Genomic DNA, 25,189 nt, shown 5'->3' on the forward strand with positions numbered 1-25,189 from the left:
AATGATATGCACCAGTCAGTTCTTCGCCACCCCAATAAAAGAAATAAAAATCACGTTCTGCGTACGCTGCCCCTGCTTGCCGGCCTGTTCCCCGCTCTGGCGATCGCCGCCGCGCCCGACGCAAAAAAGGAAGACGCCATCACAGTGACCGCCACCGCCCTGCCTGCCGGCAGCTATAGCGCCGATACCGCCTCAACCGGCAGCAAAACCGCCGCGCCAATCGGTGAACTGCCGCAATCGGTCAGCGTCGTTACCTCGCAGGTGATTGACGACTTCCAGGTCAAAAGCGTCAATGACGCGATGAAATTCGTCAGCGGCGTCACCCAGGGCAACACGCTCGGCGGCACCGAGGATGGCTTCGTCAAACGCGGCTTTGGGGTTAACTCCGACGGTTCGGTGTTCATCGACGGCGTGCGCAGCAACCAGGGGCTGAGCATGGACGCCACCACCGATCGCGTCGAGGTCCTGAAAGGTTCCGCTTCGCTGCTGTATGGCATCCTCAGCCCCGGCGGCGTCATCAACCTGATCAGCAAAAAACCGCAGTATGACTGGAACACCCGCATTAGCGGCGCCACCAACAGCTTCGGCGGCGGCAGCGGCAGCGTCGATGTGACCGGCCCGCTGGGCGGCGGCTTCGCCTTTCGCCTGATCGCCGAGCGCCAGCACGAGGATTACTGGCGCAACTTCGGCAGCGACGAACACACGCTGATCGCGCCTTCACTCAGCTGGTTCGGCGACCAGGCTTCCTTTAACATCGCCTACAGCGAATACAAGTACGACATTCCTTACGATCGCGGCACCGCGTTTATCGACGGCAAACCGGTCGACGTGCCCTATAACCGCCGGCTGGATGACTACGCCAACCGCGCCTGGGGCAAGAACAAACGCCTGAACGCCCATTATGAATATGCGCTGGATCCGATCTGGACCACCCGCCTCAACTACGCCTGGCTGCAGCGCCGTTACGACAGCAACGAAGTGCGCGCCACCGCGGTCGACACCACGACCGGCATCGTCTCGCGCCGCGCCGACGCCAACCGCGGCTTCAATCACCAGACCGATTATTATTCCTGGGATCTGACCGGTTCGCCGCAGCTGTTCGGCATGCAGCACGACCTGCTGCTGGGCGTGGACTACGAGAAGAACCAGACTTACAAGGCCTATTCCTACCGCGGCAAGGTCTCGAAGACCTTCAACATGTACGATCCGGCGTATGGCGAAACGCCGGTCACCGACAGCACCACCTACAGCGACGCGTCAAGCAACCTGCGCGCCACGCTGTTCAGCCGTTCCCTGTACGCCAAGGACAGCATTCATCTCACCGACCGGTGGATTGCGGTGCTCGGCGCACGCTATCAGTCGTATTACCAGAACAACAGCAACGGTTTCCAGAAGCCGAAAAATACGCTCAATGACAAAGACGATCAGTTTTTGCCGCAGGCGGGGCTGGTGTATAAGCTGACGCCGAACCTGTCTCTGTACGGTAACTACAGCCGTTCCTTCACGCCGTCCACCGCCATCGACGATAACGGCAACGTCGCCACGCCGGAAACCGGCACCACCTATGAGGTGGGCGGCAAATGGCAGATCGCCCCGGCGTTCGACGCCACGCTGGCGCTCTATCGTATCGATGAAAGCAATATGTCGATCTTTATCAACGGCGTGACCCGCAGCATTCCCAAAGCGCGTTCCACCGGCGTCGAACTGGAGTTGAACGGCGAAGTGGCGCGCAACTGGGATCTCACCGCCAACTACAGCTACGACAAAACCGAGATCGTCGAAGACAACCTCAACCCGACCAACGTCGGCAACCGGCTGGTCAACGCCCCGACCAACATGGGCGGCCTGTACCTCAGCCACCGCATGACGCTGCCGGTGGTGCCCGGCGAGGTGCGCGTCGGCGGCGGCGCACGCTATGTCGGCCGCCGCGCCGGCGATCCGGAGAACAGTTTCACCATGCCGGCCTATACCGTGGCGGATGCCTTTGTCGCCTGGGACAGCAAGCTGCTTGGCAAACATACCCAGCTGAAACTGAATGTGAAAAACCTGTTTAACCGCGAATACTATGCCTCCAGCGCCGGTAACCTGCGCGTGATTGAAGGCGAACCGCGCAGCCTCAGCCTCCAGGCGACGGTCGATTTTTAAGCCGCTCTCTCCGGGCGCCGTTTGGCGCCCGTTTTCTTTTCGCCAGGCGTCAAAGCACCTTGCGGTACATCACAAAACCGGGGCGTTCCGCCACTTTGTCATACAGCCGCATGGCGGTCTGGTTGGTTTCGTGGGTATTCCAGTAAACGCGCGGCAACCCCAGCTCCCGCGCACGCTCATAAACCGCCGCGATCAGCGCCCTCGCCACGCCTTTGCCGCGCACCGTCTCCGCAGTGAACAAATCCTGCAGATAACAGTTAGGTTGCAGCTGGATGGTGCTGCGGTGCAGGAGATAGTGCGTCAACCCGACCACCTGCCCCTGATGCTCCGCGATCAGCGCAAACATCGGTTCGTAGGCGTCGAAAAAGCGCCGCCAGGTGGTCTGCGTCACCTCATCCGGCAGCGCCGTTGCCCCCTCACGGCCGTAAAATGCGTTATACCCTTGCCACAGCGCCAGCCAGGCGGCGTAGTCCCGCGCTTCCAGCGGCCTGACCACAATGCTTTCGCTCATGTTGTCCTCTTCGATGATGTAAAAATGCCCCGTCTCCAGCATAGAACAGCGCACGTCAGCGCGCAGGCGGCGGCATCACATCGACGAGAAAATCCAACAGCGCGCGGTTGAACAATGCCGGCCGCTGCAGCGGCGCGAAGTGGCTGACGCCCGGCAGCGTCACCAGACGGGCGCCGGGGATGCTGCCGCTCAGGTAGGCAGCATGTTCGGCGCGGATAAACTCATCGTGTTCGCTGTGAACGACCGTCACCGGCACACGAATGGCCGCCAATTCCTGCGCGGTGTAGTTCGGCTGGCTGCTCATCATCAGGCTCACGGCGGCGACAAATTCATCGAACTCCTGCGGCGTCGGCGACAGCGCGGCATAGTCCTGCACGTGGCGCGCGAAGCAGCGCTCGACGATCGGATTGGCGGCCGGCGGTTTAACGCCGCTGGGATCCATATTGCAGCCGAAGAAAAAGACGCCGTCCACCCGCTGCGGCGCCCGATGGGCGGCGATAAGCGCGACACAGGCGCCGTCGCTCCAGCCCGCCAGCGCGGCGTGCGGGATTCGCAACGCGTCCATCACCGCCAACAGATCATCGGCCATGCGATCGTAACGGTAAGGCCGGGCGTCGCGCGTGCTGCGCCCGTGCCCACGGCTGTCGATGACCAGCACGCCATACCCGGCGGCCAGCAGCGCCGGCAGCTGATACCCCCAGTTGCCGCTGTGGCCCAGGCCGCCATGCAGCAGGATCACCGTCGGCGCCGAGCCATAGGCGGCATACCAGATGCGCGCCCCGTCATGTTCGACAAACCCCTGCCTGGACGTGGGCGGCAACGGCGGCGCGCCCTGCGCGGCAAAGCGGGTCAACTCGTCGTCGGTTTGCATCTTTTCCTCCTCATTCGCCGACGTTGTGCGCCAACAAGGCATCAAAGGAGTATATATCGCCCCGGCGAGCGGTGCCGTTCGCTTTCCCGACATATACTTAAGGGAGGAATCGCAATGGAGGACGGTGAGATGAAGAAAATAATTCTCGTGTTTTTGATGCTGATGCTGAGTGGGTGTATCGGCGGCGGCGGCCCGTCGAATGCGCCGTCGGCATCGCCGAATGAGCCTTATACCTGCACCAAATCCAGCGCCAACAGCGACTGCTCGCAATCGGTGGAGCCGTCGATGTACTAGCCGCGTTCGGCGGGCCGTCGCATAACGGCCCGCCGCCTTAGGGGGACTAGGAGGAGTGCTCCTCTTCGTTGGTCTGGTATCGCGTCGCCTGTTGCTTCATAAACACCACTTCCTGCGGGCTGGACAGGCTCACTTCCTGCGCGCGCAGCAGCTTGAGGATATTGAACAGCAGTTCGCTCTTGGTGGCGCCGACCATGCGCGGGCTCGGCACGTAGCCGGTCACGCTCAGGATAATGCCGTCCGGCCCCAGCTGGCTGAAGCGCACATAAGGCGCCGGCGTTTCCAGAATAGTTTCGTACTCGTTATAGGCGCTGAGCAAGATATTGCGCACCTGCTCCGGATCGATGGAGGTCGGGAACGTCAGCGCAATGGTCACCACCCCTTGCGCGTTGCCCATGGTGGCGTTGCGCACGTTCTGCGAGATCAGCTGCGAGTTCGGTACGATCATGGTGGAACGGTCGCTGAGCTGGATTTCGGTGGCGCGCACGTTGATGCGCCGCACGTCGCCTTCCACGCCGCCGATGCCGATCATATCCCCCACCTTCACCGGGCGTTCGGTCAGCAGGATCAGGCCGGAAATAAAGTTCTTCACGATCTCCTGCAAACCGAAACCGATACCGACCGACAGGGCGCTGACGATCCACGCCAGGTTGCTCCACTGGATGCCCAGCGCCGCCAGGGTGATCAGAATCACCAGCACATAGCCGATATTGCTGAACAGCGTCACCAGCGAGGCGCGAATGCCGACGTCCGAGATGGTTTTCGGCAGCAGTTCAGAACCCAGCCAGCGCCGCACTGCGCGCAAAATATAGATGCCGATCGCCAGGCAGATCACGGCGTTGAGCAGGTTGCCGGGCACGATGTTGAAACGCTGCAACCCTTCACCGGTCAGGATGGAGACGATTTTATCTATCAGCGAGCCCGGCGTGGTGCTGCCGAATGAGCCGTTAAACAGCGCGACGATCATCAACAGCAACAGGGAACATTTGGCCAGCGCGGTGGTGATGATCGACATCTGCTCCAGATGGCGATCCTTGAAGCTGAGCGTTTTCTTCAGCATCTTGCCGCTGACGGTCTGCGGCGAAAACAGCGCGGCGCACAAATCGGTGGCGAACAGCACCATAAAATAGAACGCCATCAGCACCAGAACCACCCAGATCAGCTGGTAGGTCAGGAAGCGGGCGAAGGCGATGTAGCCGATAAGCAGGGAAAACAGGATCACCATCGAACAGACCAGGGTGACGAGGTGCACCAGCCCGCCGACCAGCGTGCGTTTTTCCAGGGGCGCGCCCTGCTGTTCCAGACGGCGACGAATGCGCTGGCCGCGCAGCGGCGCCGCCAGCAGTACCATGCCGATCAGCCCCGCCACCAGGCCGTTGCCGAAGATGGTGGCGGCCAATGAAGCGCTGACGACGTTGTTGATCAGCTCCACGGTGCCGAACGCCAGCGCCAGGCCGGCCAGCAGCGGCGAGAAGTAACGCAGCCCGGCGGCCACGTCGTTATCCATGGACGCCAGACGCCACGACGGGCGATTCAACGACAGCGCCGCACGCCCCAGCCCGGCGATCAGCGCGCAGAAAATTCCCAGACGGTTGAAACCTTCCGCGAAATCCTCCAGCATCACCGGCAGCGGCTGCACGCGCACAAAGACGTAATACAGCAGGTTCAGCGCGATGGAGGTGGTCACCACCGTCACCGCCACGGTAACGATCGCCATGAAGCTGCGGCGCAAGCGCCCGTCCGGCAGGAAACGGATGCTGAACCAGGCGAGAAAACGCTCGGAAAAATAGCGCCCCCAGGACCAGACAATCACCGCCAGCGCCAGCAACGCCAGCGTGCCGTACCGCCACTCGTCCTGCCAACTGGCGTCCCAGGCCGCTTTCATCTCGGCGTTGAACTGATCCAGCCGCTGTACGTCATCCTCTGACGGCTGCACCACCGGCGCCCAGAATTTGATCCCCAAAATGCTGCCGGTATTCAGCGCCAGCTGGGTTTTAAACGCCACCCGGCGCAGATCGCCAATCTGCTGCCCCAGCTCGAAGGCACTACTCTTGATGGCCTGCGCGCGTTTCACCGCGTCATCCAGCTGCTTTTTGCTGTTGTTCAGCGCGTTGCGCTGCTGGGCCACCGCCGGGGTTTCCGGCAGCGCGCCGGCCGCCGGGGCCGGCCCCAGGACGTCCAGCTGCGCTTTCAGTTTGTCCTGCTCGGGCTGCAGATCGGTGGCAAGTTTTTCCATGCTGGCGACCAGATCGTCGGTCGCCAGCCGCAGTTTGCTGAGCTGGGTATCGGTGGTCGCTTTGGAAACCAGCTGCTTCATGCTGTCCAACTGCTTTTGCGCGGCTTTCAGCTGCGTGGCGGGATCGGGCGCGCTTTCGGCGGCGGGATCATCCTGGGTAGCGGCAACGGCGGCGAGTGGCGTCAGCTGCAAACCCAACAGCAATAACAACAACAGCAGGAACGGGCGAGGCTTTAACATAAATTCAGTGCTCAGCATCATTATCTGATAGACAGACGAACAGGCGGCGGATGAACCGCCGCTTAACCATAAACGCTAATTATAATAGCTGCTTAATGTCGGCCGAAATACAGTAATTATTCCCATTATGTGCCACGCGCTCCCACCGGACTTAGCCTGTTGATTATTCAGGCGCTTTTCCACTGGCGGCGCGGCGCAAAGCGCTCTATACTCCTGCCACCGATTAACCTGCAACCAATAAAAGGAGACTTACTATGCTGATGTGTGAATTGTTTTTTCACTCACACTTCTTTGGTAATCGTCGCCGCTCAAGCATTACCGGTATCGTGCTGCGATAACCCAGCTTGAGCGAAGCTTACTAAAATCCAGGATCTTCCCTCCGGCTTACCGGGTTGTCGTCAGCGATGTTTGACGATAGGCATTGTCATGCCTGTAACTCTTGAGTAAGCAATGAGCACACTACTGTCTGCACAATCTGTCGGTTACGACAACGCGTTCGGCGTCCTGCTGAACGAGATTTCCTTCAGCCTGAAAAAAGGCGATCGCATCGGTTTGATCGGCGACAACGGCTGCGGCAAAAGCACCCTGCTGCAACTGCTTAGCGGTGCCCTGCCCATCCACAGCGGAACGGTGACATTGTCACACCAATGTCTGATGGCGCGCATCGAACAACACCTGCCGCCTGAGCTGCACGCCAGCACCCTGCTGGATGCGGTACTGGCGCAGTTGCCCGCGGGCCAACACCTCAGCGAACGCTGGCGCTGTGAAGCGCTGCTTGCCGAGCTGGGGTTTGAACCGGTGAGCTGGACGTTGACCGCCGGCACCCTCAGCGGCGGCCAGCACACCCGCCTGCTGCTGGCGCGCGCGCTGATCCGCCAGCCCGATCTGCTGCTGCTCGACGAACCCAGCAACCACCTGGATCTGCCCACACTACTGTGGTTGGAGCAGTTCTTGCGCAGCTGGAGCGGCAGCTTCGTGCTGGTATCGCACGATCGCTATCTGCTCGATCAGGTGACCAACTGCACCTGGATCCTGCGCGACAAAACGCTGCAGTTCTTCCGTTTGCCCTGCTCCGCTGCGCGCGTCGCACTGGCGGAACAGGACGCTGCGGACGAGCATCGGCGCCAGGCGGAGCAAAAAGAGATAGACCGGGTGGAAAAAAGCGCCAAACGCCTGGCGATCTGGGGCAAAGTCTATGACAACGAAGATCTGGCGCGCAAAGCCAAGCAAATGGAAAAGCGCGTCGATCGGTTGAAGGAAGAACAGACCACCCTGACCGCCGGCAGCCCGTGGCGGCTGCGATTACAGGGAGAGGCGCTGGACGCCGATCGCCTGCTGGCGCTGCAGCAATGGGCCGTGCGCCCGGCGCCGGATGCGCCGGTGCTGTTCAGCCTGGAACATCTGCGCGTCAAAAGCGGCGATCGCATCGCCATCATCGGGCGCAACGGCTGCGGGAAATCGTCACTGCTGCGCTTGCTGTGGCAGGCGTATCAGCACCCCGCTGAACGCCCGGCGATCTTCCACCCGCGCGTGCGCATCGGCTATTACGATCAGAGCCTGCAACAGCTGCGCGATGAAGACACGTTGAGCGAAGCGCTGGCGCAGTTTGCGCCGCTGACCGAGGAACAGCGGAAAATGGCGCTGATCGGCGCCGGTTTCCCTTACCTGCGCCACCATCAGCAGATCCGTTCGCTGAGCGGCGGCGAGCGTTCGCGGCTGCTGTTCGTCGGCCTGACGCTGGCCAACCATTCGCTGCTGCTGGACGAGCCCACCAACCACCTGGACATGGCTGGCAAAGAAGAGCTGGCGGAAACGCTGCGCCAGTTCGCCGGCGCCGTCATATTGGTCACCCATGACCGGATGCTAATCGAACAGAGCTGCAACCGCTTTTGGCTGATCGACCAGCAAAAACTGGAGGAGTGGCACGATCTGGCGCCGGTGTATCAGCGCCTGGCGGGCGAAGCGCCGGCGCTGCCGACGGCGGACAAAGCCAACGCAGGCGGTCCGACGCCGGATGAGCGACTGGAAGGCGAAGAAGCGCTGTTGACGGCCCTGTTTGCCCTCGAAAGCAAACTGGAGGATGATCTGGCGCGCAAACCAAAGCACCAGAAACCGGCGCTTCAGGCACGCTGGCGCCGCGAGATTGCCGACATTACCGCCCGGTTGAATCTGGGCTAACCTTGACAGGCCGCCCTCCGGCGGCCTGTTTCTTGACGGAGTGCGACATGGCATTTTCCCTTGAGCAAGCTACACGCGCGCAGCGGCCGCTGCTGGCGGTCATGCTGTCCGATTGCCTTCGCGAGCTGGGCGCCGATGGCGATTACCCCTATCTGCCGCTCTACTGGCGCGAGGTCGGCCGCTACCCCTATTTGATTTTGAGCGATCGGCAAACGGCCGGTTTCGCGTTGGTCCGGTGCCTGGACAGCGCCACCGTCGAAATGGCGGAGTTCTACGTCAAGCCCGAGTGGCGGCGCACCGGGCTGGGGCAACGGGCCGCCCACGCCTTGTTCACGCAGCACCCCGGCGGCTGGTCGCTGTCGGTCAGCCCGGAGAATCCGCGCGGGCTGGCATTTTGGCGCGCGGTAATACCGGCCGGGGCCACGACCGAACCGCTTTCGGCCCCCGATGCCACAATGCAGCTGCGTTTTTCATCCCCACCGCGCTGAGCGACACATTACCTTCATCCTTTTATGGCAGGGTAAACCGATTCGTTCTTTGCTATTGAGCCTGTCATGACTTCACTTTCCCCACGGGACATCGAGGCGCGCTACCGCTTTGCGCGTGAGATCGCCCGCGCCGCCGCCGATCTCGCTTTCAGCTTTTATCAACGGCGGCAAAGCCTGGCTGTCAACTTCAAACAGGGGCTGCAGGACGTGGTCAGCGAGGCCGATCGCCGCGTCGAAGCGCTGATCCACCGTATGATCAGCCGCCGCTTTCCTCAGGACGGGTTTCTCGGCGAGGAAAGCGGCAGCACCGGCGAAAACGCCGCCTGCGTTTGGGTCGTCGATCCGATTGACGGCACCGCCTGCTTCCTGAACGGATTGCATACCTGGTGTATCGCGATAGGCGTGGTGATCGACGGCGAGCCGACGATAGGCGTGGTCTACGATCCCAACCACCGCGAGATGTTCCGCGCCTGTCGCGGCCACGGCGCCTTTCTCAACGGGGCACCGATCGGCGTGCATGCCGGGCGCAGCGTCGCGGATGGCGTGATGGGCGTCGGGATTTCACTGCGCGCTTCAGCGGCGGAATTCAGCGGCTTTCTCTGTCGCCTGCTGCAGGCGGGAGGGATGTTTGTGCGCAGCGGCTCCGGCGCGTTGATGACCGCCCAGGTGGCCGCCGGTCGGCTGCTGGGCTATTACGAACCGCACATGAATGCCTGGGACAGCCTGCCTGGGTGGGTGTTGACGCGCGAAGCCAGCGGCGTGGCGAATGACTTTATGCACAACGGCGGGTTGCGGCACGGCAACCCGCTGCTGCTGGCCAACGCGGCGCTCTACCCGCAGTTGGCCGAACTGATTCAAATGCCGGGCTTGATCGGCTCGACGTGCCCTATCGCACGCGTGATGGCAGGATAAAGCGAGCGCAGCCGGCGCTCGACCCGATCAACCGCATCGTGCGCGGCGGCGATGGTGACCGCCGGCGACACCCGGCAGTGGAAGTTGACGATAATGCCCCCGTCGGTCTTGCGCGCGCGGACGTTGTGTACGTCTTGCACGCTCTCCCCCTGCTCCAGCGCCGACTGCAAGATCCGCCGAATATCCGCCAGCTCCGTCGCATCGACATCCTCGCTGGTCAGCCAATGCGGCGTCTGCGGCTCCAGATGCGTCTCTATCTCGGTGTCTTCACCGATCGCCTGGCGCAGGATCCCCTCTATCTCCGTGGCAATGTCATGCGCCTGCGCCACGCTGGCGTTGGCCGGCACCGCCAAATCCATGCCGATCGCCATGCGCGTCGGCAGCTGCTGCAAGGTCACATTCTGCACCTGCGCACCGTGGTTGGCGGCAATCGCCCGAATGCGCGTCGCCATGTCTTCATCGCTGCGGGTCTGCGGCACCGCGATGACGGTGAATTCCGCGCTGGCGTACTGCTCCCGCAGCCGCTCGACGATCTCTCGCTTCAGCGCGTCGATGCGTTCCAGCGGCAAGGTGCGGCACACCGCCACCGTGATTTCGACGAACAGCACCGCGCCGGCGTTGCGGATACGCACGCTGTCGCAGGCCAGCACCGCCGGAAAACTTGCCAGCGTGGCGCGGATCGCCTCGGTAGCCCCGGCCGGTGCGGCATCCATCAACGAGTCAAAGGAGCGTTTGCCCAGTTTGATCGCGGCGACAAAGATAAAGCCGGCGACGATCAGCGCGGCGATGGCGTCCGCGCGGCCAAAGCCCAGCAGCACAAACACCATGCCCAGCAGCACCACGCCGGACGAAAGCATATCGGAGAAGAAATGCAGCGCATCCGCTTCCAGCGCCGCGCTGTCGGTCGCTTTGGCGACGCGGTTGAGCGCCCGCACGCGGAAGAAATCGACGCAGATGGAAATGAGCAGCACCGCAATCACCACCGGCGCGGCGACGATCTCATGCGGCTGCCCGAGCAGGCTGCTGCCCGCCTCATAAACGATCCAGCCGGCGGCGCCCAGCAACAGCAGCACCTCGAACAGCGCCGCCAGGTTTTCCACCTTGCCATGGCCAAAGTGGTGATCGTCATCGGCGGGCTTATCGCTGATGCGCACCGCCAGCCAGGTGATGCTGGTGGCGATAAAATCGGTAAAAGAGTGGATCCCTTCGGATATCAGGCCAATACTGCCGGTAAAAATACCGGCGACGAACTTGCCCGTAGCCAGCAACCCGCTGGCGATCATCGAGTTTCTGGCCACGGCCTGTTTTTCATTCTGCATTATGCTGCTCACATTCGGACGGTGATTTATTTTTTTACTTTAGAGGATAATTGCCAGACAAAGGCGATCAACAGCATACTGCCAGAAAATGTCAGCATGAGGCTAGTAAGAAAATTGGATTTTCCGGTGGAATAAAAATAAATCTCATTAACACCCACCGAGATCATTAAAATGGCGTAGAGCAATCCCAGAATAAGAATCGTCATTATTATCAACTCCCGTATCAGGCCGCACGTTCGGCGCGCCGCTAAAAATCCTCCCCATAATAAATAGCGGTTACGGGGAGGATGCATCTAGGCGGATCTTTTGCGTTCATCAATCATCCCATTTGGTGCTCATATAGGCCGCCAACAGGCCCAGTGAGCTGATCATTGCCAGGAACCCCATAAAAATAGTCATGTTTCCCATTATTTTGTCCTCAGGTTAAATGTTATCGATAAAAGCCCCTTGCGTTAAATATCGGGGTTGGTCGGTATCCATGTTTTTTAACGTCCTCCTCATTAAGGCTTTACATCTCCGCCCGCAACATCGGGCGGAGCGCGGTTAAATACCCAATACCTGCTGGGCAATTTTGAAATAAATAATCAGGCCGGTGCCGTCGATAAAGGTAGCGATAAACGGCGCCGATACCACCGCCGGATCGATGCCGAGACGTTTCAACAGCATCGGAATGATCGACGAGACAATCGCGCTCCACACGGTGATCGCCACCAGCGACAGGCTGACCACCAACGTCACCTCCATGCCGACGCCCATGATCCAGGCGCGTACCCAGGCCGCCAGGCCAATGGTGACGGCGATCAGCAGCGAGGTCGTCACTTCCTTGCGGATCACCGCGCCCAGGTTGCGCAGGCTGACCTCACCCAGCGCCATGGCGCGCACCAGCGTCGAGGTGATCTGGGTGCCGCTGTTGCCGCCGGTGCCGATCAGCAGCGGGATGAAGAACGCCAACGCGATCGCCGCTTCGAGCTGATCTTCAAACGCCTTCAGCACGTTGCCGGTGTAAGCTTCGGCGACGAACAGCATCAGCAGCCACACCGAACGTTTACGCCACAGCGCCCACGGGCTGGTCTCCAGATAAGGCTTGTCCAGCGGCAGGCTCGCGCCCTGGCGCTGTGCGTCTTCGGTGTTTTCATCCTCGACCAGGCGGGCGATCTCTCGCTCCCCCAGCACGCCGACCAGCGTGTTGTTCGCCACGACCGGCACCACGTCCAGGCCGCCCTTGCCGAGCAGATGCGCCACGTCGTTACGATCGTCGTCGGGCGAAACCTGAAAATAGCTGTGGTCCATCATCACGCCAACCGCTTTATCCCGCTCGTCGCACTGCAGCAGTTTTTTCACCGACAGCGTGCCGCGCAGATGATAATCGTCCGCGGTAATAAATACCCGGGTGGGAATTTCGTCCGTTTTTAGCTGTGAAAGTAAATATTCCCGGGCATGATTGACCGTCATCGTCGCGGGAACAGTAATGAAATCGGCGTTCATATAGCCGGCGACCGAGGTCTCGTCGAGAGTTTCGGTCGCGCTCAGCGCCGGAGAAGAATAATGTTGATGTGACTTTATCATTGTCAGTCCCTATTTCTGTTTTGAACTTCAACAGCGAATCGCATAGGGGCGTAACCACAGAGGGAGTGCAGACTGCCTATCTCCGCGTCCAGGTTTTAGCACTATACAACGTATCCGAATTGTTGCTCGGAAGTTACTTTGGGCTGAACCTTAATCCGATAAAGCCTGTCTTAACCTTGGGCATCTCTCGATGTCGTCAGATCAGTAACCTGTGTTTGTATAGGAGCCTCGCCAAACGAGATACTGCATATAAACTACCGGCGCAGTGTAGGCGGTATTTTCTTCAGCGGGAAGAAAAGATTGCCCGTCGTTTATGGAGTATTTAGGATAATGTTATTAAACGCGAATCTAAAAAAACGGCTGATATAAATCAGCCGTTTTTTTATTTCTCAGTGCTCGAGAAGATAGACGTTTTTATCGTACAAGGCACCTTGAGGGGTAAAATCGATCCCCTTCACGTAGGGTTTAATGAGCGTGGCGTTGGCCTCGTAGTACACCGGTGCCACCGGCGTATCGGCGGCCAGCACCGCCTCGGCCTGCTGGAAATATTGCTGCACCTGCTGCGGCGTCTGCGCCGCCGTCGCCTGATGCAGAATACGGTCATAGTCCGGGTTATGGTATTTAGGGCTGTTCTCGCTGCTGTCGGAACGGAACACGTTCAGGAAGGTGGATGGATCGTTGTAATCCGCCAGCCAGCGGGTAAAGGCCACGCCGTACTGCCCGCGGTTGATATTATCCAGCGTCACTTTACGCTCCTGGCTTTGCAAGCGGGCCTCTACCCCAAGGTTCTTTTTCCACATGGCGGCGGCGGCGATGACGATCTTCTTGATGGTGGCGTCGTTGCTGTACAGCACGGTAAAGCGCAGCGGGTTCTCGGCGTTGAAACCGGCCTGCGCCAGCAGTTGCTTCGCCTGGGCGTGCCGCTGTTCCGGCGTCCAGCCGGCCGCAGCGCCGGGCTGCAGGCTATAGCCACCCGCCCCCGTTGGGGTAAAGGTCCAGGCCGGCTGTTGCCCGTATCCCAGCACCTTGCCGGCGATAATCTCTTTGTCCAGCGCCAGATTCAGCGCCTGGCGCACCCGCAGGTCGTTAAACGGCGCCTGGCGGTTGTTGAAGGCGAAATAGCTGGTGGAGAGCAGCGGATAGGTCACCAGCTGTTGCTCGCCGAGCGTTTTTTTCAGCTGCTGATACAGCTCCGGCGGCGTGGTATACCCCAACTCAACCTCGCCGGCGCGAAAACGCGCCACTTCCGGGAAGCCCTGTATCGGCAAGAACGTCACCTTGTTGAGCACGGTGTTGGCGTTGTCCCAATACTGCGGGTTACGTTCCACCACCACCTTTTCGTTCACCACCCACTGTCTGAGGCGGAACGCGCCGTTGCCGACAAAATGCGCCGGTTGAGTCCAGTTCTTGCCGTACTGCTCCACCACCTTGCGGTTAACCGGCAAGACCGGGAAATGCACCAGCTGCTTGAGCAGGTAGGAATTGGGCTCCGACAGCGTCACCTGTAGGGTGTGCGCGTCCAGCGCCTTGACGCCCAGCTCGCTCGGCGGTTTGCTGCCGGCGTTGATCGCCGCGGCATTCAGCACGTAGGCCGAAGCCAGATAGCTGCCGTAAGGCGACGCGGTTTTCGGATCGGTGAGGCGCCGCCAGCTGTAGACGAAATCGTCGGCGGTCACCGGATCGCCGTTCGACCATTTGGCCTGCGGCCGCAGATGGAAGGTCCAGACGTTGCCCTGATGCTCCCATTTCTGCGCCAGCGCCGGGATCGCTTCGCCGTCTTTCCCGACGCGCAGCAAACCTTCGAACAGATCGTTGAAGATGTAGAACTCCACATTGCTCTCGGCCAGGTTCGGATCCAGCGTCGCCGGCTCATAGCCGTTGGCGCGCACCAATTCCTGTACCGGCGCCAGTTTAGTGCCCGCCGGTACGTCGGCCGCCTGAGCTGTCGTCGCGTTAAAAACCAGGAGGATTAAACCAGCCAATTTCTTGCCATTAAATGAATATTTCACGTCGATATCCCTGTTAAGTGTTTTATCGCGTTCAATATGCAATGTGGCAGTAGAATAAATTAAATCATTAATCGCTATGAGTCATAACCAAAAGCGGTGTTGAATTTCTTTCATTATCAACGAAATAGTGGCGAAAACTGACGAAAGCAAGCGGGAGGGCGCGGCGGCCGGCATCGCCGAACGGGAACGTCGCGAACCGACGGTGAAATAAATTCAGGCAATCAATACAGATTATTCCAGCCGAAACTTAACTTATCCTTAGGGCAATTCATTTTGTGAGCGATCGTCAAAAATAATTTAATACGAATCGTTTTCACTATCATTATTGATGTTCTTGGCTAAAATCGGGCTGCTTGCGCTTGCCAGGCGATATTCGTTTTCCTCATTCGAACGCTAAAAAGGATAACTGCATGAAGCTGCGTATTTCATCTCTCGGCCCCGTCGCCCTGCTCGCCTCCTCGATGATGCTGGCCTTCGGCGCTCAGGCGGCCTCCGCCGATCAGGGCATCGTCATTTACAACGCCCAACATGAAAACCTGGTGAAATCCTGGGTCGACGGGTTTACCAAAGACACCGGCATCAAGGTCACGCTGCGCAACGGCGGCGACAGCGAGCTGGGCAATCAGCTGGTGCAAGAAGGCAGCGCTTCACCTGCCGACGTCTTCCTGACGGAAAACTCCCCGGCGATGGTGTTGGTGGATAACGCCAAGCTGTTCGCCCCGCTGGACGCCGCGACGCTGGCCCAGGTGGAACCGCAGTATCGCCCAAGCCACGGCCGCTGGATCGGTATTGCCGCCCGCTCTACCGTGTTCGTCTACAACCCGGCCAAGCTGACCGAAGCGCAGCTGCCGAAGTCGCTGCTGGACCTGGCCAAGCCGGAATGGAAAGGCCGCTGGGCCGCCTCGCCGTCGGGCGCCGATTTCCAGGCGATCGTCAGCGCGCTGCTGGCGTTGAAAGGCGAGAAAGCGACGCTGGAATGGCTGAAAGCGATGAAAACCAACTTCACCGCCTATAAGGGCAACAGCACGGTAATGAAAGCGGTCAATGCCGGCCAGGTCGACAGCGGCGTGATCTATCACTACTACCCGTTCGTGGATGGCGCTAAAACCGGCGAAAACAGCAACAACATCAAGCTGTACTACTTCAAACATCAGGATCCGGGCGCGTTCGTCAGCATCTCCGGCGGCGGCGTGCTGGCTTCCAGCAAGCATCAGCAGCAGGCTCAGGCGTTCATCAAGTGGATCACCGGCAAACAGGGCCAAGAGATCCTGCGTACCAACAACGCCTTCGAATACGCCGTCGGCGTCGGCGCGGCCTCCAACCCGAAACTGGTGCCGCTGAAAGATCTGGACGCACCGAAAGTAGACGCCGCGCAGCTGAACAGTAAAAAAGTGGTCGAACTGATGACCGAAGCCGGCCTGCTGTAAGGCCCGCCGGCAAACCGAGAGTTTTTGATCGTTATGTCAAACTTGAGTACCCACGCCGCGCAGACCGCGCGGCGTTATTCTGTTATCCCCCGTCATCAGCGGCCGGGGACGATCGTAGTGACCAGCGCCGTGCTGCTGTCGCTGCTGGCGCTGTTGCCGCTGGGATTCGTTATCGGCGTGGCGTTTGAAACCGGCTGGCAAACGGTCAAAGCTCTGGTTTTCCGCCCGCGCGTGGCGGAACTGCTGTTGAACACCCTGCTGTTGGTGGTGCTGACGCTGCCGATTTGCGCCGTGCTGGGCGTGGCCCTGGCCTGGTTGACCGAGCGCACCACGCTGCCGGGCCGCCGTCTCTGGGCGGTACTGGCCACCGCGCCGCTGGCGGTGCCGGCCTTTGTGCAAAGCTATGCCTGGATCAGCCTGGTGCCGTCGATGCACGGCCTGGGCGCCGGGGTCTTTATCTCGGTGCTCGCCTATTTCCCGTTCATTTACCTACCGGCCGCCGCCGTGCTGCGCCGTCTGGATCCCGGTATCGAAGACGTCGCCACCTCGCTCGGTTCCCGGCCGCTGGCGGTCTTTTTCCGCGTGGTGCTGCCTCAGCTGAAGCTGGCGGTCTGGGGCGGTTCCCTGCTGATCGCATTGCACCTGCTGGCGGAGTATGGCCTGTATGCCATGATCCGCTTCGATACCTTCACCACCGCGATCTTCGATCAGTTCCAGTCGACCTTCAATGGCCCGGCGGCCAACATGCTGGCCGGCGTATTGGTGCTGTGCTGCCTCGGGTTACTGCTGCTTGAGGCTCTCAGCCGCGGCCGCGCGCGCTATGCTCGCGTCGGTTCCGGCAGCGCCCGCAGCCAAACGCCGCGTCGCCTTTCGCTGCCGCTCGCCGCGCTGGCGCTGCTGCTGCCGATTTCGCTGACCGCGCTGGCGCTGGGCGTGCCTTTCATTACCCTGGCCCGCTGGCTGTGGCTGGGGGGATTCGAGGTGTGGCGCAACGCCGAACTGTGGCCCGCGCTGTGGCAAACGCTGTCGCTGTCCGCCGTCGGCGCGTTGCTGATCACGCTGTGCGCCATTCCGATGGCCTGGCTGTCGGTGCGCTATCCGGCCCGGCTGTACCGCGTGCTGGAAGGCTGTAACTACGTGACCAGCTCGCTGCCCGGCATCGTGGTGGCGCTGGCCCTGGTGACCATCACCATTCACAGCTTCCGGCCGATTTACCAAACCGAAATCACCCTGCTGCTGGCGTATTTGCTGATGTTTATGCCGCGGGCGTTGATCAATCTGCGCGCCGGCATCGCACAGGCGCCGGTGGAATTGGAAAACGTGGCGCGCAGCCTCGGCAAATCGCCGGCGCAGGCGCTGTGGAGCACCACCTTGCGGCTGGCGGCGCCGGGTGCCGCAGCGGGCGCCGCGCTGGTGTTCCTGGCGATCGCCAATGAGCTGACCGCCACGCTGTTGCTGGCGCCGAACGGCACCCGCACGCTGGCCACCGGATTTTGGGCGCTGACCAGCGAGATAGACTACGTCGCCGCCGCGCCTTATGCGCTGATTATGGTGGCGCTGTCATTGCCGCTCACCTGGCTTCTTTATTCTCAATCTAAACGCACGGCGGGACTATGAGCACGCTCGAACTGCACGGTATCGAAAAATCTTATAACGCCATCAGGGTGCTGGAACACATCGACCTGCAGGTTGCCGCCGGCAGCCGCACGGCGATCGTCGGCCCTTCCGGCTCCGGCAAAACCACCCTGCTGCGCATCATCGCCGGCTTTGAAATTCCCGACGGCGGCCAGATCCTGCTGCAGGGGCAAGCCATGGGCAACGGCGGCGGCTGGGTGCCGGCGCATCTGCGCGGCATCGGCTTCGTCCCGCAGGATGGCGCGCTGTTCCCGCACTTTACCGTCGCCGGCAACATCGGTTTTGGCCTTAAAGGCAGCAAGCGTGAGAAACAGCGGCGCATCGAGGCGCTGATGGAGATGGTGGCGTTGGATCGCCGTCTGGCCGCGCTGTGGCCGCACGAGTTGTCCGGCGGGCAGCAGCAACGGGTCGCGCTGGCGCGTGCCCTGTCGCAGCAACCCCGGCTGATGCTGCTGGACGAACCGTTCTCGGCGCTGGATACCGGCCTGCGCGCCGCCACCCGCAAAGCGGTCGCCGAACTGCTGACGGAGGCCAAGGTGGCGTCGATCCTGGTCACCCACGATCAGAGCGAAGCGCTGTCGTTCGCCGATCAGGTGGCGGTGATGCGCAACGGCCGGCTGGCGCAGGTGGGCGCGCCGCAAGATCTCTATCTGCGGCCGGTCGATGAGCCGACCGCCAGCTTCCTTGGCGAAACGCTGGTGTTGACCGCCGAACTGGCGCACGGCTGGGCCGACTGCGCATTGGGGCGCATCGCCGTCGACGATCGGCAACGCAGCGGCCCGGCGCGCATCATGCTGCGCCCGGAGCAGATTCAAATCGGTTTGTCAGATCCGGCGCAGCACGGCCAGGCGGTGATCACCGGCATCGATTTCGCCGGCTTCGTCTCTACGCTCAACCTGCAAATGGCCGCCGGCGGCGCGCAAATCGAGATCAAAACCGTCAGCCGCGAAGGCCTGCAGCCCGGTTCTCAGGTCACTCTCAACGTGATGGGCCAGGCGCACATTTTCGCCGATTGACTCACTTTAGGCCGGGCTTCCGCCTGGCCTCCTCAACGGCAAGTCTTGTCGTGGCGCGGCTTTTTCGGCGCCAGCAGATAATCCACCACGCTTTCGTCAACGCAGCTGTCGATGCCGTTCAGCACCAGCGTATGCCCGTCGCGTTCGCGGGTGATCAGCGGGCTTTTAAAGGCGGCGGCCATCACTTGCGCGTTGCGGTACGGCGTGGTCGGATCGTAGCGCTGCGCGACGAACAGCAGCGGCGGCAACGCGGCAGACGCCACCGGCGTGTGCGGCCGATCTTTGCCGTGGTACGGCCATAGATCGCACATTTCCAGCGGATATTCGTGCAGCGGCAGATAGTGGGCATACATAGCGGCGGTATTGATCTCCTGCCGCTGCCGGCGCAGCAGCTGCGGATCGGCCGTCGGGTTGGCGACGTCGGCGCAGGTAATGACGTTCAGCGCGTCATCGGCATCCGGCGAATAGCTTTCGTCGATCAGATCGGAAACCTGCTGCCCGGCGATCCCGGCATCGAGCTGGCGCAGCACGGTCGCCAGCTCGTGCCAGCGCTCCGGCCACAGCAGCAGCGAACGTGTGACCGTCAGCACGTCGTCGGCGGAGATTTCATACCCCGCCGCGGTGACGAACGGCTGCTCATGCAGCTTGCGCAGCAAGGCATGATAACGCTGCAGCGCCTGATTGGCGCCGCCGCCCAGCTGGCAACTGTCGGTTTTGCCGCAGTAGGCGGCGAAGCGCAGGAAGCTTTGCTGGAAGCCCCGCTCCTGGTTCAGCCGCTGGGTGAAATCGTCTTCCGCCAGATCCACCACCCCGTCGAGCACCAGCGCGCGCGTTTTCTTCGGAAAACGTTCGGCATAGAGCGCCGCCACCTTGGTGCCGTAAGAGTACGCCACCGCCGTCAGCCCCGGTTCGCCCAGCGCGTGGCGGATCGCGTTCAGATCGTTGACCGCTTCGTCGGTGCCGATATGTTGGAGCACGTCCGCGCCGGTCTGTTTTATGCAGGCGGCAATCAGGGTGCGTGTCTGGTTCTCCGCACCGGCCACGTCGTTGTCGTCCGGTGACGGGGTTTCGTCGCCTTCGGCCACCTGACAGGAGATTTTCGGCGTCGATTGGCCGACGCCGCGCGGATCGTAACCGATGATGTCGTAGGATTTACGCAGCCTGGCGACGTGACCATCATTGCCCAAATAAGGATTGATGCCCGGCAGGCCCGGCCCGCCGCTGATTATCACCACGCTGCCCTTTTTCGGCCCGGTGGCGGGCAGCAGGGTCAGCGCCAAACGCACGGTCTGTTCGCCCGCCTGCGCCGCATGAGCGGGCGGCGTGGCGTAGGCTAACGGCACCTCAAGGTAACCGCAGCGCAGCCCCGGTGGTGGCGGCTCATCGAACCAGCGCTGAAAACCGCTGTTGAGACATGATTGCCAACGAATGCCGTTCTCAGCCGCCGCGCCGTGGAGCACAGGCTTGGCCTGGGCGGGCAACGCGGCGGCGGTCGCGGCGAGCAGCGCCAGAATACGCAGTACTGACATGGGGAGTCCTTTCAACTCAACGAATCGGTCAAAGGTTAACGATACCCGGTTAAACAGCTAGCCAATAGAACACAAAAAGCCGCGCGGGTGAAGCCGTCACCGCGTGCCCGGCAAGACTTTTCTCTGCTCGGATTGCTCTTATAACGCACAGAATGCTGCAAAAAACGGCGTCTACCTGCTAGGCTTAGGATTCGTTAACCCATAAGAATCAGGAGAGCAGCATGTTTGGTAAAGCGGAAGACAAAGCCAATGAAGCCGCAGGCGCGGTAGAAGAAGCGTTCGGCAAAGCCGTCGATTCGCCGGAGCATCAGGTGCGCGGTGCGGCGCGCAAATACGCCTCCCAGGCCAGCTATGCCGCCCGAGACGCAGCGGACAGCGTAAGAACACAGGTGGAAGCCAACCCGCTGGCCGGCGTGGCCGTTGCGGCGGCGGTCGGCATCGTTTTCGGCTTCTTGCTGGGACGCAAATAAGCGGCGAACGCGCCGCTCGACAACAGGCCCGTTACGGGCCTTTTTTTCGTCCTTTTCTCCCCCTGCGCGCAAACTTTCATCTATTACAGCCATCGCTTATAAAAACCAACGCCTTCAACTACGATTAGTTTATGACCAGAGCGAGGCTCTGCGATCCGGCAGATAACCCTATGAGGATTATCACCATTATCCATGCTGTTTAAGCCGCTCTCCTTCACGCGGCTAAGAAAGGTTGATTATGGCTCGCACCACCCCTATCGAACGTTACCGCAACATCGGCATCTCCGCGCATATCGATGCCGGCAAGACCACCACCACCGAGCGGATTCTGTTTTACACCGGGGTCAGCCACAAGCTGGGTGAAGTGCATGACGGCGCGGCGACCATGGACTGGATGGCGCAGGAACAGGAGCGCGGCATCACCATCACCTCGGCGGCCACCACCTGCTTTTGGAACGGCATGCAGCATAATTATCCGCAGCACCGCATCAATATCATCGACACCCCCGGGCACGTCGATTTCACCATTGAAGTGGAACGCTCGATGCGCGTGCTGGACGGCGCCGTGATGGTCTATGACTCGGTGGGCGGCGTGCAGCCGCAGTCGGAAACCGTCTGGCGCCAGGCCAACAAATACAAGGTGCCGCGGCTGGCGTTCGTCAACAAGATGGACCGCATCGGCGCGGACTTTTTCCGCGTGCGCAAAATGATGATCGAGCGCCTGAAAGCCAACCCGGTACCGATCGTCATTCCGATCGGCGCCGAAGACCACTTCAGCGGCGTGGTGGATCTGGTGCGGATGAAGGCCATCCTGTGGGACGAAGCCTCGCAGGGCATGAACTTCAGCTTCGAAGAGATCCCGGCCGAGCTGCGCGATTCGGCGCAGGAGTGGCGCGAAAACATGATTGAGGCCGCCGCTGAAGCCTCGGAAGAGCTGATGGAGAAATACCTCAACCAGGTACCGCTGAGCGAAGAGGAGATTGTCCACGGGCTGCGGGTGCGCACCGTCGCCGGCGAAATCCAGCCGATGCTGTGCGGTTCGGCGTTCCGCAACAAAGGGGTGCAGCGCATGCTGGATGCGGTAATTGAACTGATGCCTTCGCCGCTCGACGTGCCGCCGATGGAAGGCCACGGCGAACACGATGAAATCATCACCCGCAAAGCCGACGACAACGAAAAATTCTCGGCGCTGGCGTTCAAGCTGATGACCGACCCCTTCGTCGGCCAGCTGACCTTCGTACGCGTCTACTCCGGGGTGCTGGCCAAAGGCAGCAGCGTTTACAACCCGATCAAGGGCAAAAAGGAGCGCATCGGCCGCATAGTGCAGATGCACGCCAACGATCGTAAGGACATCGACGAGCTGCACGCCGGCGACATCGCCGCCTGCGTCGGCCTGAAAGACGTCACCACCGGCGATACGCTGTGCGACCCCGGCGCCATCATCACGCTGGAACGCATGACCTTCCCCGAGCCGGTGATCGCCCAGGCGATCGAGCCGAAGACCAAGGGCGACCAGGAGAAAATGGGCATCGCGCTGCAGCGCCTCTCTTCGGAAGATCCGTCGTTCCGCGTGCGCACCGATGAAGAATCCGGCCAGACCATCATCTACGGCATGGGCGAGCTGCACCTGGAGATCATCGTCGATCGCATGCGCCGCGAGTTCGGGGTGGAGACCACCACCGGCAAGCCGCAGGTGTCGTACCGCGAAACCATCCGCAAGCGGGTGGCCGACGTGGAAGGCAAGTTCGTGCGCCAGTCCGGCGGTAAAGGGCAATACGGCCACGTGGTGCTGACCGTCGAACCCAACGAACCCGGCAAAGGCTTCGAATTCTTCGATGAGATCAAGGGCGGCGTCATTCCGGGCGAATTTATCCCGGCGGTGAAAAAAGGCGTGCTCGAGGCGCTGAACAACGGCGTGCTGGCCGGTTATCAGGTGGTGGACGTCAAGGTGCACCTGACCTTCGGTTCTTACCATGACGTCGACTCGTCGGAACAGGCGTTCCGCATGGCGGCGATTTTCGGCTTCAAGGAAGCCTGCCGCCTGGCGGATCCGGTGATCCTTGAGCCGATCATGTCGGTGGAGGTGGAAACGCCGGAAGATTACGCCGGCAACGTGATGGGCGACCTCTCCTCACGCCGCGGTCTGGTGCAGGGCATGGAAGAGATCCCGGGCGGCGGCGGCAAGGAAATTCGTGCCAAGGTGCCGCTGTCCGAGATGTTCGGCTACTCGACGACCCTGCGTTCGATGTCGCAGGGCCGCGCCACCTACACCATGGAATTCAGCCACTACGCCGAAGCGCCGCGCAACGTGGCCGAAGAGATCATTCACCACAGCAAGCGTTAACCCTCGCGCCCGCCTTCGCGGCGGGCGTCACCCCTGCTTGTCCTCCAGCGCCACCACCACCGGCTGCGGCTTGATGCGCATGGCGTACACCACGCCGGCGATCAGGCAAACGATGCCGGCCAGCGTCAGCAGCGGCGGCCAGGTCTGGCGCAGCAGAAAGGTATAGGCCAACCCCGCCAGAATTTCGAACACGATGAGCGGCCCCACCAACACCGTCGGCAGGCGCTGGCTGGCTTCGTTCCAGCACAGCGCCCCCAGCCAGGAGCAGAACACGCCGATGACCAGCATCAGCGGGATAAACACCTCAGGGCGCGGGCCGAACGGCAAGGCGAACGCCGGTTCGCTCAGCGCCAATTGGCCGCAGACCGCCAGATAGCCCAGCAGCGCCAACGGCAGCGTCACCACCCCCTGCGCCGTGGCCCAGGTGGCCGGCCGCTGCGTCGGGTTCTCCCGCAGCCAGCGCGAGTTGCGCAGCGGGAACCAGGTCCAGCACGCTACCGCCAACACGGCCAGCCCCAGGCCGCTGAGATAACGCCAGCCATCGATCGGCAGCGCGTTGCCGCGCAGCTCGGCGACGTTCACGCACGCTAACCCGCAGACGATCAGCAGCAGCGCCGGCGCCAGCTTGCCCCAGGCCAGCCGCCCGTCGTGCCGGCCGTAAAACAGATTGGCGCAGAGGGCGATCACCACCGGCAGGGTACCGATGATCATGGTCGATACCGGTGCGCCGGTACGCTGAATGGCGCTGGCCAGGCACAGGTAGTACAGCAGATTGCCGATGGCCGTCAGCTTGAGCGCTTCCAGCCAATCCTGGCGCCGCAGCTTGCGCAGGCGGCGGCGATCGAACCACGCCAGCGGTAAGGTGATCAGCCCGAAGGCCAGATAGCGCCCGGTGGACTGCAGCGCGGCGGGATAATCCGGCACCAGCAGCGGGCCGACGAAGATCAATCCCCACATCAGCCCGGCGGCCAGGGCAAACACAACGCCAATGAACATAACGACTCCGACAAACGGCCGGCGCGGCCAACCCGCCCGACAAGACAGCGGCAGAGTAGCGAAAACGCGGGAAGGAATTATTGTAGCAGGTTGCTGTTTTAACCCAATTTCACCTGTTTCTGGAAACGCACTGGCGTGACGCCGTAACGATTGGCGAAGGCGCGCGTCAGGTGTGCCTGATCGGTCAGCCCCGCCGCCGCCGCCACCTGTGCGGCGGGCATGCCGCGCTCCAGCATGCGTTTGGCCTGCGACAGCCGGATCGCCATCAGCATCTGCTGCGGCGAAACGTGGTATTCGGCCTTGAACTTGCGCAGGAAATGGTACGGGCTGAGCGACACCAGCTCGGCCAGCTGATTGAGGGTCACCGCCTCGCCGAAGTTGTCGTGCAGGTAGCTTTTCACCACCTCGAAACGGTGCGCCGCCTCGGCTTTTTCCCGCCGCCCGGTGCGGATGTGCGGGTGCAGCAGCTCGACCGCCTCCAACAGCAGGCCGTCCAGCGTGAGCGGATCGTCGGTTTGCCACAGCGTGGCGAGAATGGCGGACAAGCGCTGCGCCGCCCGCGGATCGTGGCGCACCGCATCGGTGAACCACTGGCTCCGATCGCCGGACAGCTGCTCCAGCGCCTCGGGCGCCAGATAGAGCATGCGGTAACACCAGCCGCCCGGCGTTTCGGCTTCGCCGGTATGCAGCTCATCGGGGTTCATCAGCACCAGCGCGCCCGGCGCCGCCAGATGCTGCGCGCCGCGATAGCGGAAACGCTCCGCCCCGGTGTCTACGGTGCCGATAGCGAAGGCGTCGTGGGTATGCGGCTCGAAGGCATAGCGCTCGATATGCGCCTGATAAAGTTCGACGCCCGGCAGATGCGACAAATGCCGGAACTGCGCGCAATCCTTCTCGAACGGAAACTGTTGTGGTACCCCTTGCACCCGACCTCCTCGTCCGTGCTGACAATCTGCTCAGCATAGCCAAAACATCGCCGGTTGAGTAGCCACCCTGGCGCTTT

21 protein-coding genes and 1 riboswitch are annotated in these 25,189 nt (G+C 61.5%); of the genes, 10 read left to right on the forward strand and 11 right to left on the reverse strand.

All coding sequences use genetic code 11. From position 1 onward, the window contains the following. Positions 1–6: 6 nt before the first annotated feature. Entirely contained in the window at positions 7–2,145 is a 2,139-nt protein-coding gene (locus C3F38_RS14890; RefSeq protein ID WP_369916773.1) for a TonB-dependent siderophore receptor, read from the forward strand. A gap of 49 nt (positions 2,146–2,194) precedes the next feature. On the opposite strand, the gene C3F38_RS14895 is transcribed toward C3F38_RS14890, so the two are convergent. Further along, the gene (locus C3F38_RS14895; protein WP_038871698.1) at positions 2,195–2,656 is read right to left on the reverse strand and encodes a GNAT family N-acetyltransferase; all 462 of its coding nucleotides are present in this window, start codon (positions 2,654–2,656) and stop codon (positions 2,195–2,197) included. 55 nt (positions 2,657–2,711) lie between these two features. Further along, entirely contained in the window at positions 2,712–3,527 is an 816-nt protein-coding gene (locus C3F38_RS14900) for an alpha/beta fold hydrolase (protein ID WP_055317247.1), read from the reverse strand. A 129-nt stretch (positions 3,528–3,656) separates the two neighbouring features. Here C3F38_RS14900 and C3F38_RS14905 point away from each other — a divergent pair, with 129 nt between their 5' ends. Then, complete coding sequence (locus C3F38_RS14905; protein WP_223294939.1) at positions 3,657–3,821, forward strand: hypothetical protein; 165 nt, start codon at positions 3,657–3,659, stop codon at positions 3,819–3,821. Positions 3,822–3,867: 46 nt separating this feature from the next. Here C3F38_RS14905 and C3F38_RS14910 read toward each other — a convergent pair whose 3' ends face one another. After that, positions 3,868–6,297: a DUF3772 domain-containing protein gene (locus C3F38_RS14910; RefSeq protein ID WP_065794267.1), complete on the reverse strand. Its 2,430-nt coding sequence runs from the start codon at positions 6,295–6,297 to the stop codon at positions 3,868–3,870. A 450-nt stretch (positions 6,298–6,747) separates the two neighbouring features. Between C3F38_RS14910 and C3F38_RS14915 the strand changes: the two genes are divergently transcribed. From C3F38_RS14915 to C3F38_RS14925, 3 genes are all read left to right on the forward strand, one after another. Beyond that, complete coding sequence (locus C3F38_RS14915) at positions 6,748–8,475, forward strand: ABC-F family ATP-binding cassette domain-containing protein (protein WP_055317555.1); 1,728 nt, start codon at positions 6,748–6,750, stop codon at positions 8,473–8,475. A 47-nt stretch (positions 8,476–8,522) separates the two neighbouring features. Then, positions 8,523–8,963, forward strand: coding sequence for a GNAT family N-acetyltransferase (locus tag C3F38_RS14920; protein ID WP_055317556.1), 441 nt, complete (start codon positions 8,523–8,525; stop codon positions 8,961–8,963). A 66-nt stretch (positions 8,964–9,029) separates the two neighbouring features. Beyond that, positions 9,030–9,875, forward strand: coding sequence for an inositol monophosphatase (locus C3F38_RS14925; RefSeq protein WP_055317557.1), 846 nt, complete (start codon positions 9,030–9,032; stop codon positions 9,873–9,875). Here the strand turns inward: C3F38_RS14925 and C3F38_RS14930 are convergent. The 5 genes from C3F38_RS14930 to C3F38_RS14945 all read right to left on the reverse strand — a co-directional run bounded on the left by C3F38_RS14930 (position 9,818) and on the right by C3F38_RS14945 (position 14,769). After that, positions 9,818–11,194 (reverse strand): cation diffusion facilitator family transporter, encoded by a 1,377-nt coding sequence (locus C3F38_RS14930; RefSeq protein ID WP_048234025.1) that lies wholly within the window; start codon positions 11,192–11,194, stop codon positions 9,818–9,820. The genes C3F38_RS14925 and C3F38_RS14930 overlap by 58 nt on opposite strands. A 26-nt stretch (positions 11,195–11,220) precedes the next feature. Beyond that, on the reverse strand, positions 11,221–11,400 hold the full coding sequence (locus tag C3F38_RS14935; RefSeq protein WP_004938106.1) for a hypothetical protein: 180 nt from the start codon (positions 11,398–11,400) through the stop codon (positions 11,221–11,223). Between the two features lie 109 nt (positions 11,401–11,509). Next, positions 11,510–11,602, reverse strand: a complete 93-nt coding sequence (gene mgtS / locus C3F38_RS26240; RefSeq protein ID WP_004938109.1) for a protein MgtS — start codon at positions 11,600–11,602, stop codon at positions 11,510–11,512. Positions 11,603–11,737: 135 nt separating this feature from the next. Beyond that, positions 11,738–12,760, reverse strand: coding sequence for a magnesium transporter (locus tag C3F38_RS14940; RefSeq protein WP_055312597.1), 1,023 nt, complete (start codon positions 12,758–12,760; stop codon positions 11,738–11,740). 73 nt (positions 12,761–12,833) lie between these two features. Beyond that, a riboswitch (M-box (ykoK) riboswitch) is annotated at positions 12,834–13,007 on the reverse strand. Positions 13,008–13,149: 142 nt separating this feature from the next. Beyond that, the gene (locus tag C3F38_RS14945; RefSeq protein ID WP_055317558.1) at positions 13,150–14,769 is read right to left on the reverse strand and encodes an ABC transporter substrate-binding protein; all 1,620 of its coding nucleotides are present in this window, start codon (positions 14,767–14,769) and stop codon (positions 13,150–13,152) included. A gap of 410 nt (positions 14,770–15,179) precedes the next feature. Between C3F38_RS14945 and C3F38_RS14950 the strand changes: the two genes are divergently transcribed. Genes C3F38_RS14950 through C3F38_RS14960 form a run of 3 tightly spaced genes read left to right on the forward strand, consistent with a single transcriptional unit; the run spans position 15,180 to position 18,847 of the window. After that, the gene (locus C3F38_RS14950; protein ID WP_047730668.1) at positions 15,180–16,196 is read left to right on the forward strand and encodes an iron ABC transporter substrate-binding protein; all 1,017 of its coding nucleotides are present in this window, start codon (positions 15,180–15,182) and stop codon (positions 16,194–16,196) included. Positions 16,197–16,229: 33 nt separating this feature from the next. Then, positions 16,230–17,813 (forward strand): iron ABC transporter permease, encoded by a 1,584-nt coding sequence (locus C3F38_RS14955; protein WP_038880039.1) that lies wholly within the window; start codon positions 16,230–16,232, stop codon positions 17,811–17,813. After that, entirely contained in the window at positions 17,810–18,847 is a 1,038-nt protein-coding gene (locus C3F38_RS14960; RefSeq protein ID WP_038880042.1) for an ABC transporter ATP-binding protein, read from the forward strand. Before C3F38_RS14955 ends, C3F38_RS14960 begins: the two co-directional genes overlap by 4 nt. A 32-nt stretch (positions 18,848–18,879) precedes the next feature. Here C3F38_RS14960 and C3F38_RS14965 read toward each other — a convergent pair whose 3' ends face one another. Then, positions 18,880–20,376 (reverse strand): alpha/beta hydrolase, encoded by a 1,497-nt coding sequence (locus C3F38_RS14965; RefSeq protein WP_038880045.1) that lies wholly within the window; start codon positions 20,374–20,376, stop codon positions 18,880–18,882. 221 nt (positions 20,377–20,597) lie between these two features. Between C3F38_RS14965 and C3F38_RS14970 the strand changes: the two genes are divergently transcribed. Next, positions 20,598–20,846 carry a DUF883 family protein gene (locus C3F38_RS14970; protein WP_004938127.1) on the forward strand — a complete coding sequence of 83 codons (249 nt, stop codon included), beginning with the start codon at positions 20,598–20,600 and terminating at the stop codon, positions 20,844–20,846. Between the two features lie 238 nt (positions 20,847–21,084). After that, complete coding sequence (fusA, locus tag C3F38_RS14975; protein ID WP_015377944.1) at positions 21,085–23,190, forward strand: elongation factor G; 2,106 nt, start codon at positions 21,085–21,087, stop codon at positions 23,188–23,190. A gap of 27 nt (positions 23,191–23,217) precedes the next feature. On the opposite strand, the gene C3F38_RS14980 is transcribed toward fusA, so the two are convergent. Together C3F38_RS14980 and C3F38_RS14985 are read right to left on the reverse strand one after the other, a co-directional pair. Beyond that, the gene (locus C3F38_RS14980) at positions 23,218–24,186 is read right to left on the reverse strand and encodes a DMT family transporter (RefSeq protein ID WP_047730665.1); all 969 of its coding nucleotides are present in this window, start codon (positions 24,184–24,186) and stop codon (positions 23,218–23,220) included. A 98-nt stretch (positions 24,187–24,284) separates the two neighbouring features. Beyond that, positions 24,285–25,112, reverse strand: a complete 828-nt coding sequence (locus tag C3F38_RS14985) for an AraC family transcriptional regulator (protein ID WP_038880052.1) — start codon at positions 25,110–25,112, stop codon at positions 24,285–24,287. Positions 25,113–25,189 lie beyond the last annotated feature (77 nt).

Source organism: Serratia sp. SSNIH1 (genome assembly GCF_002935055.1).
GTDB lineage: Bacteria > Pseudomonadota > Gammaproteobacteria > Enterobacterales > Enterobacteriaceae > Serratia > Serratia nevei.

What these genes read in the sequence shown, in the direction of transcription:
- C3F38_RS14890 (WP_369916773.1), top strand. Translation starts at nt 7, where the DNA reads ATGCACCAGTCAGTTCTTCGCCACCCCAATAAAAGAAATAAAAATCAC.
- C3F38_RS14895 (WP_038871698.1), bottom strand. Translation starts at nt 2,656, where the DNA reads ATGAGCGAAAGCATTGTGGTCAGGCCGCTGGAAGCGCGGGACTACGCC.
- C3F38_RS14900 (WP_055317247.1), bottom strand. Translation starts at nt 3,527, where the DNA reads ATGCAAACCGACGACGAGTTGACCCGCTTTGCCGCGCAGGGCGCGCCG.
- C3F38_RS14905 (WP_223294939.1), top strand. Translation starts at nt 3,657, where the DNA reads ATGAAGAAAATAATTCTCGTGTTTTTGATGCTGATGCTGAGTGGGTGT.
- C3F38_RS14910 (WP_065794267.1), bottom strand. Translation starts at nt 6,297, where the DNA reads ATGTTAAAGCCTCGCCCGTTCCTGCTGTTGTTGTTATTGCTGTTGGGT.
- C3F38_RS14915 (WP_055317555.1), top strand. Translation starts at nt 6,748, where the DNA reads ATGAGCACACTACTGTCTGCACAATCTGTCGGTTACGACAACGCGTTC.
- C3F38_RS14920 (WP_055317556.1), top strand. Translation starts at nt 8,523, where the DNA reads ATGGCATTTTCCCTTGAGCAAGCTACACGCGCGCAGCGGCCGCTGCTG.
- C3F38_RS14925 (WP_055317557.1), top strand. Translation starts at nt 9,030, where the DNA reads ATGACTTCACTTTCCCCACGGGACATCGAGGCGCGCTACCGCTTTGCG.
- C3F38_RS14930 (WP_048234025.1), bottom strand. Translation starts at nt 11,194, where the DNA reads ATGCAGAATGAAAAACAGGCCGTGGCCAGAAACTCGATGATCGCCAGC.
- C3F38_RS14935 (WP_004938106.1), bottom strand. Translation starts at nt 11,400, where the DNA reads ATGACGATTCTTATTCTGGGATTGCTCTACGCCATTTTAATGATCTCG.
- mgtS (WP_004938109.1), bottom strand. Translation starts at nt 11,602, where the DNA reads ATGGGAAACATGACTATTTTTATGGGGTTCCTGGCAATGATCAGCTCA.
- C3F38_RS14940 (WP_055312597.1), bottom strand. Translation starts at nt 12,760, where the DNA reads ATGATAAAGTCACATCAACATTATTCTTCTCCGGCGCTGAGCGCGACC.
- C3F38_RS14950 (WP_047730668.1), top strand. Translation starts at nt 15,180, where the DNA reads ATGAAGCTGCGTATTTCATCTCTCGGCCCCGTCGCCCTGCTCGCCTCC.
- C3F38_RS14955 (WP_038880039.1), top strand. Translation starts at nt 16,230, where the DNA reads ATGTCAAACTTGAGTACCCACGCCGCGCAGACCGCGCGGCGTTATTCT.
- C3F38_RS14960 (WP_038880042.1), top strand. Translation starts at nt 17,810, where the DNA reads ATGAGCACGCTCGAACTGCACGGTATCGAAAAATCTTATAACGCCATC.
- C3F38_RS14965 (WP_038880045.1), bottom strand. Translation starts at nt 20,376, where the DNA reads ATGTCAGTACTGCGTATTCTGGCGCTGCTCGCCGCGACCGCCGCCGCG.
- C3F38_RS14970 (WP_004938127.1), top strand. Translation starts at nt 20,598, where the DNA reads ATGTTTGGTAAAGCGGAAGACAAAGCCAATGAAGCCGCAGGCGCGGTA.
- fusA (WP_015377944.1), top strand. Translation starts at nt 21,085, where the DNA reads ATGGCTCGCACCACCCCTATCGAACGTTACCGCAACATCGGCATCTCC.
- C3F38_RS14980 (WP_047730665.1), bottom strand. Translation starts at nt 24,186, where the DNA reads ATGTTCATTGGCGTTGTGTTTGCCCTGGCCGCCGGGCTGATGTGGGGA.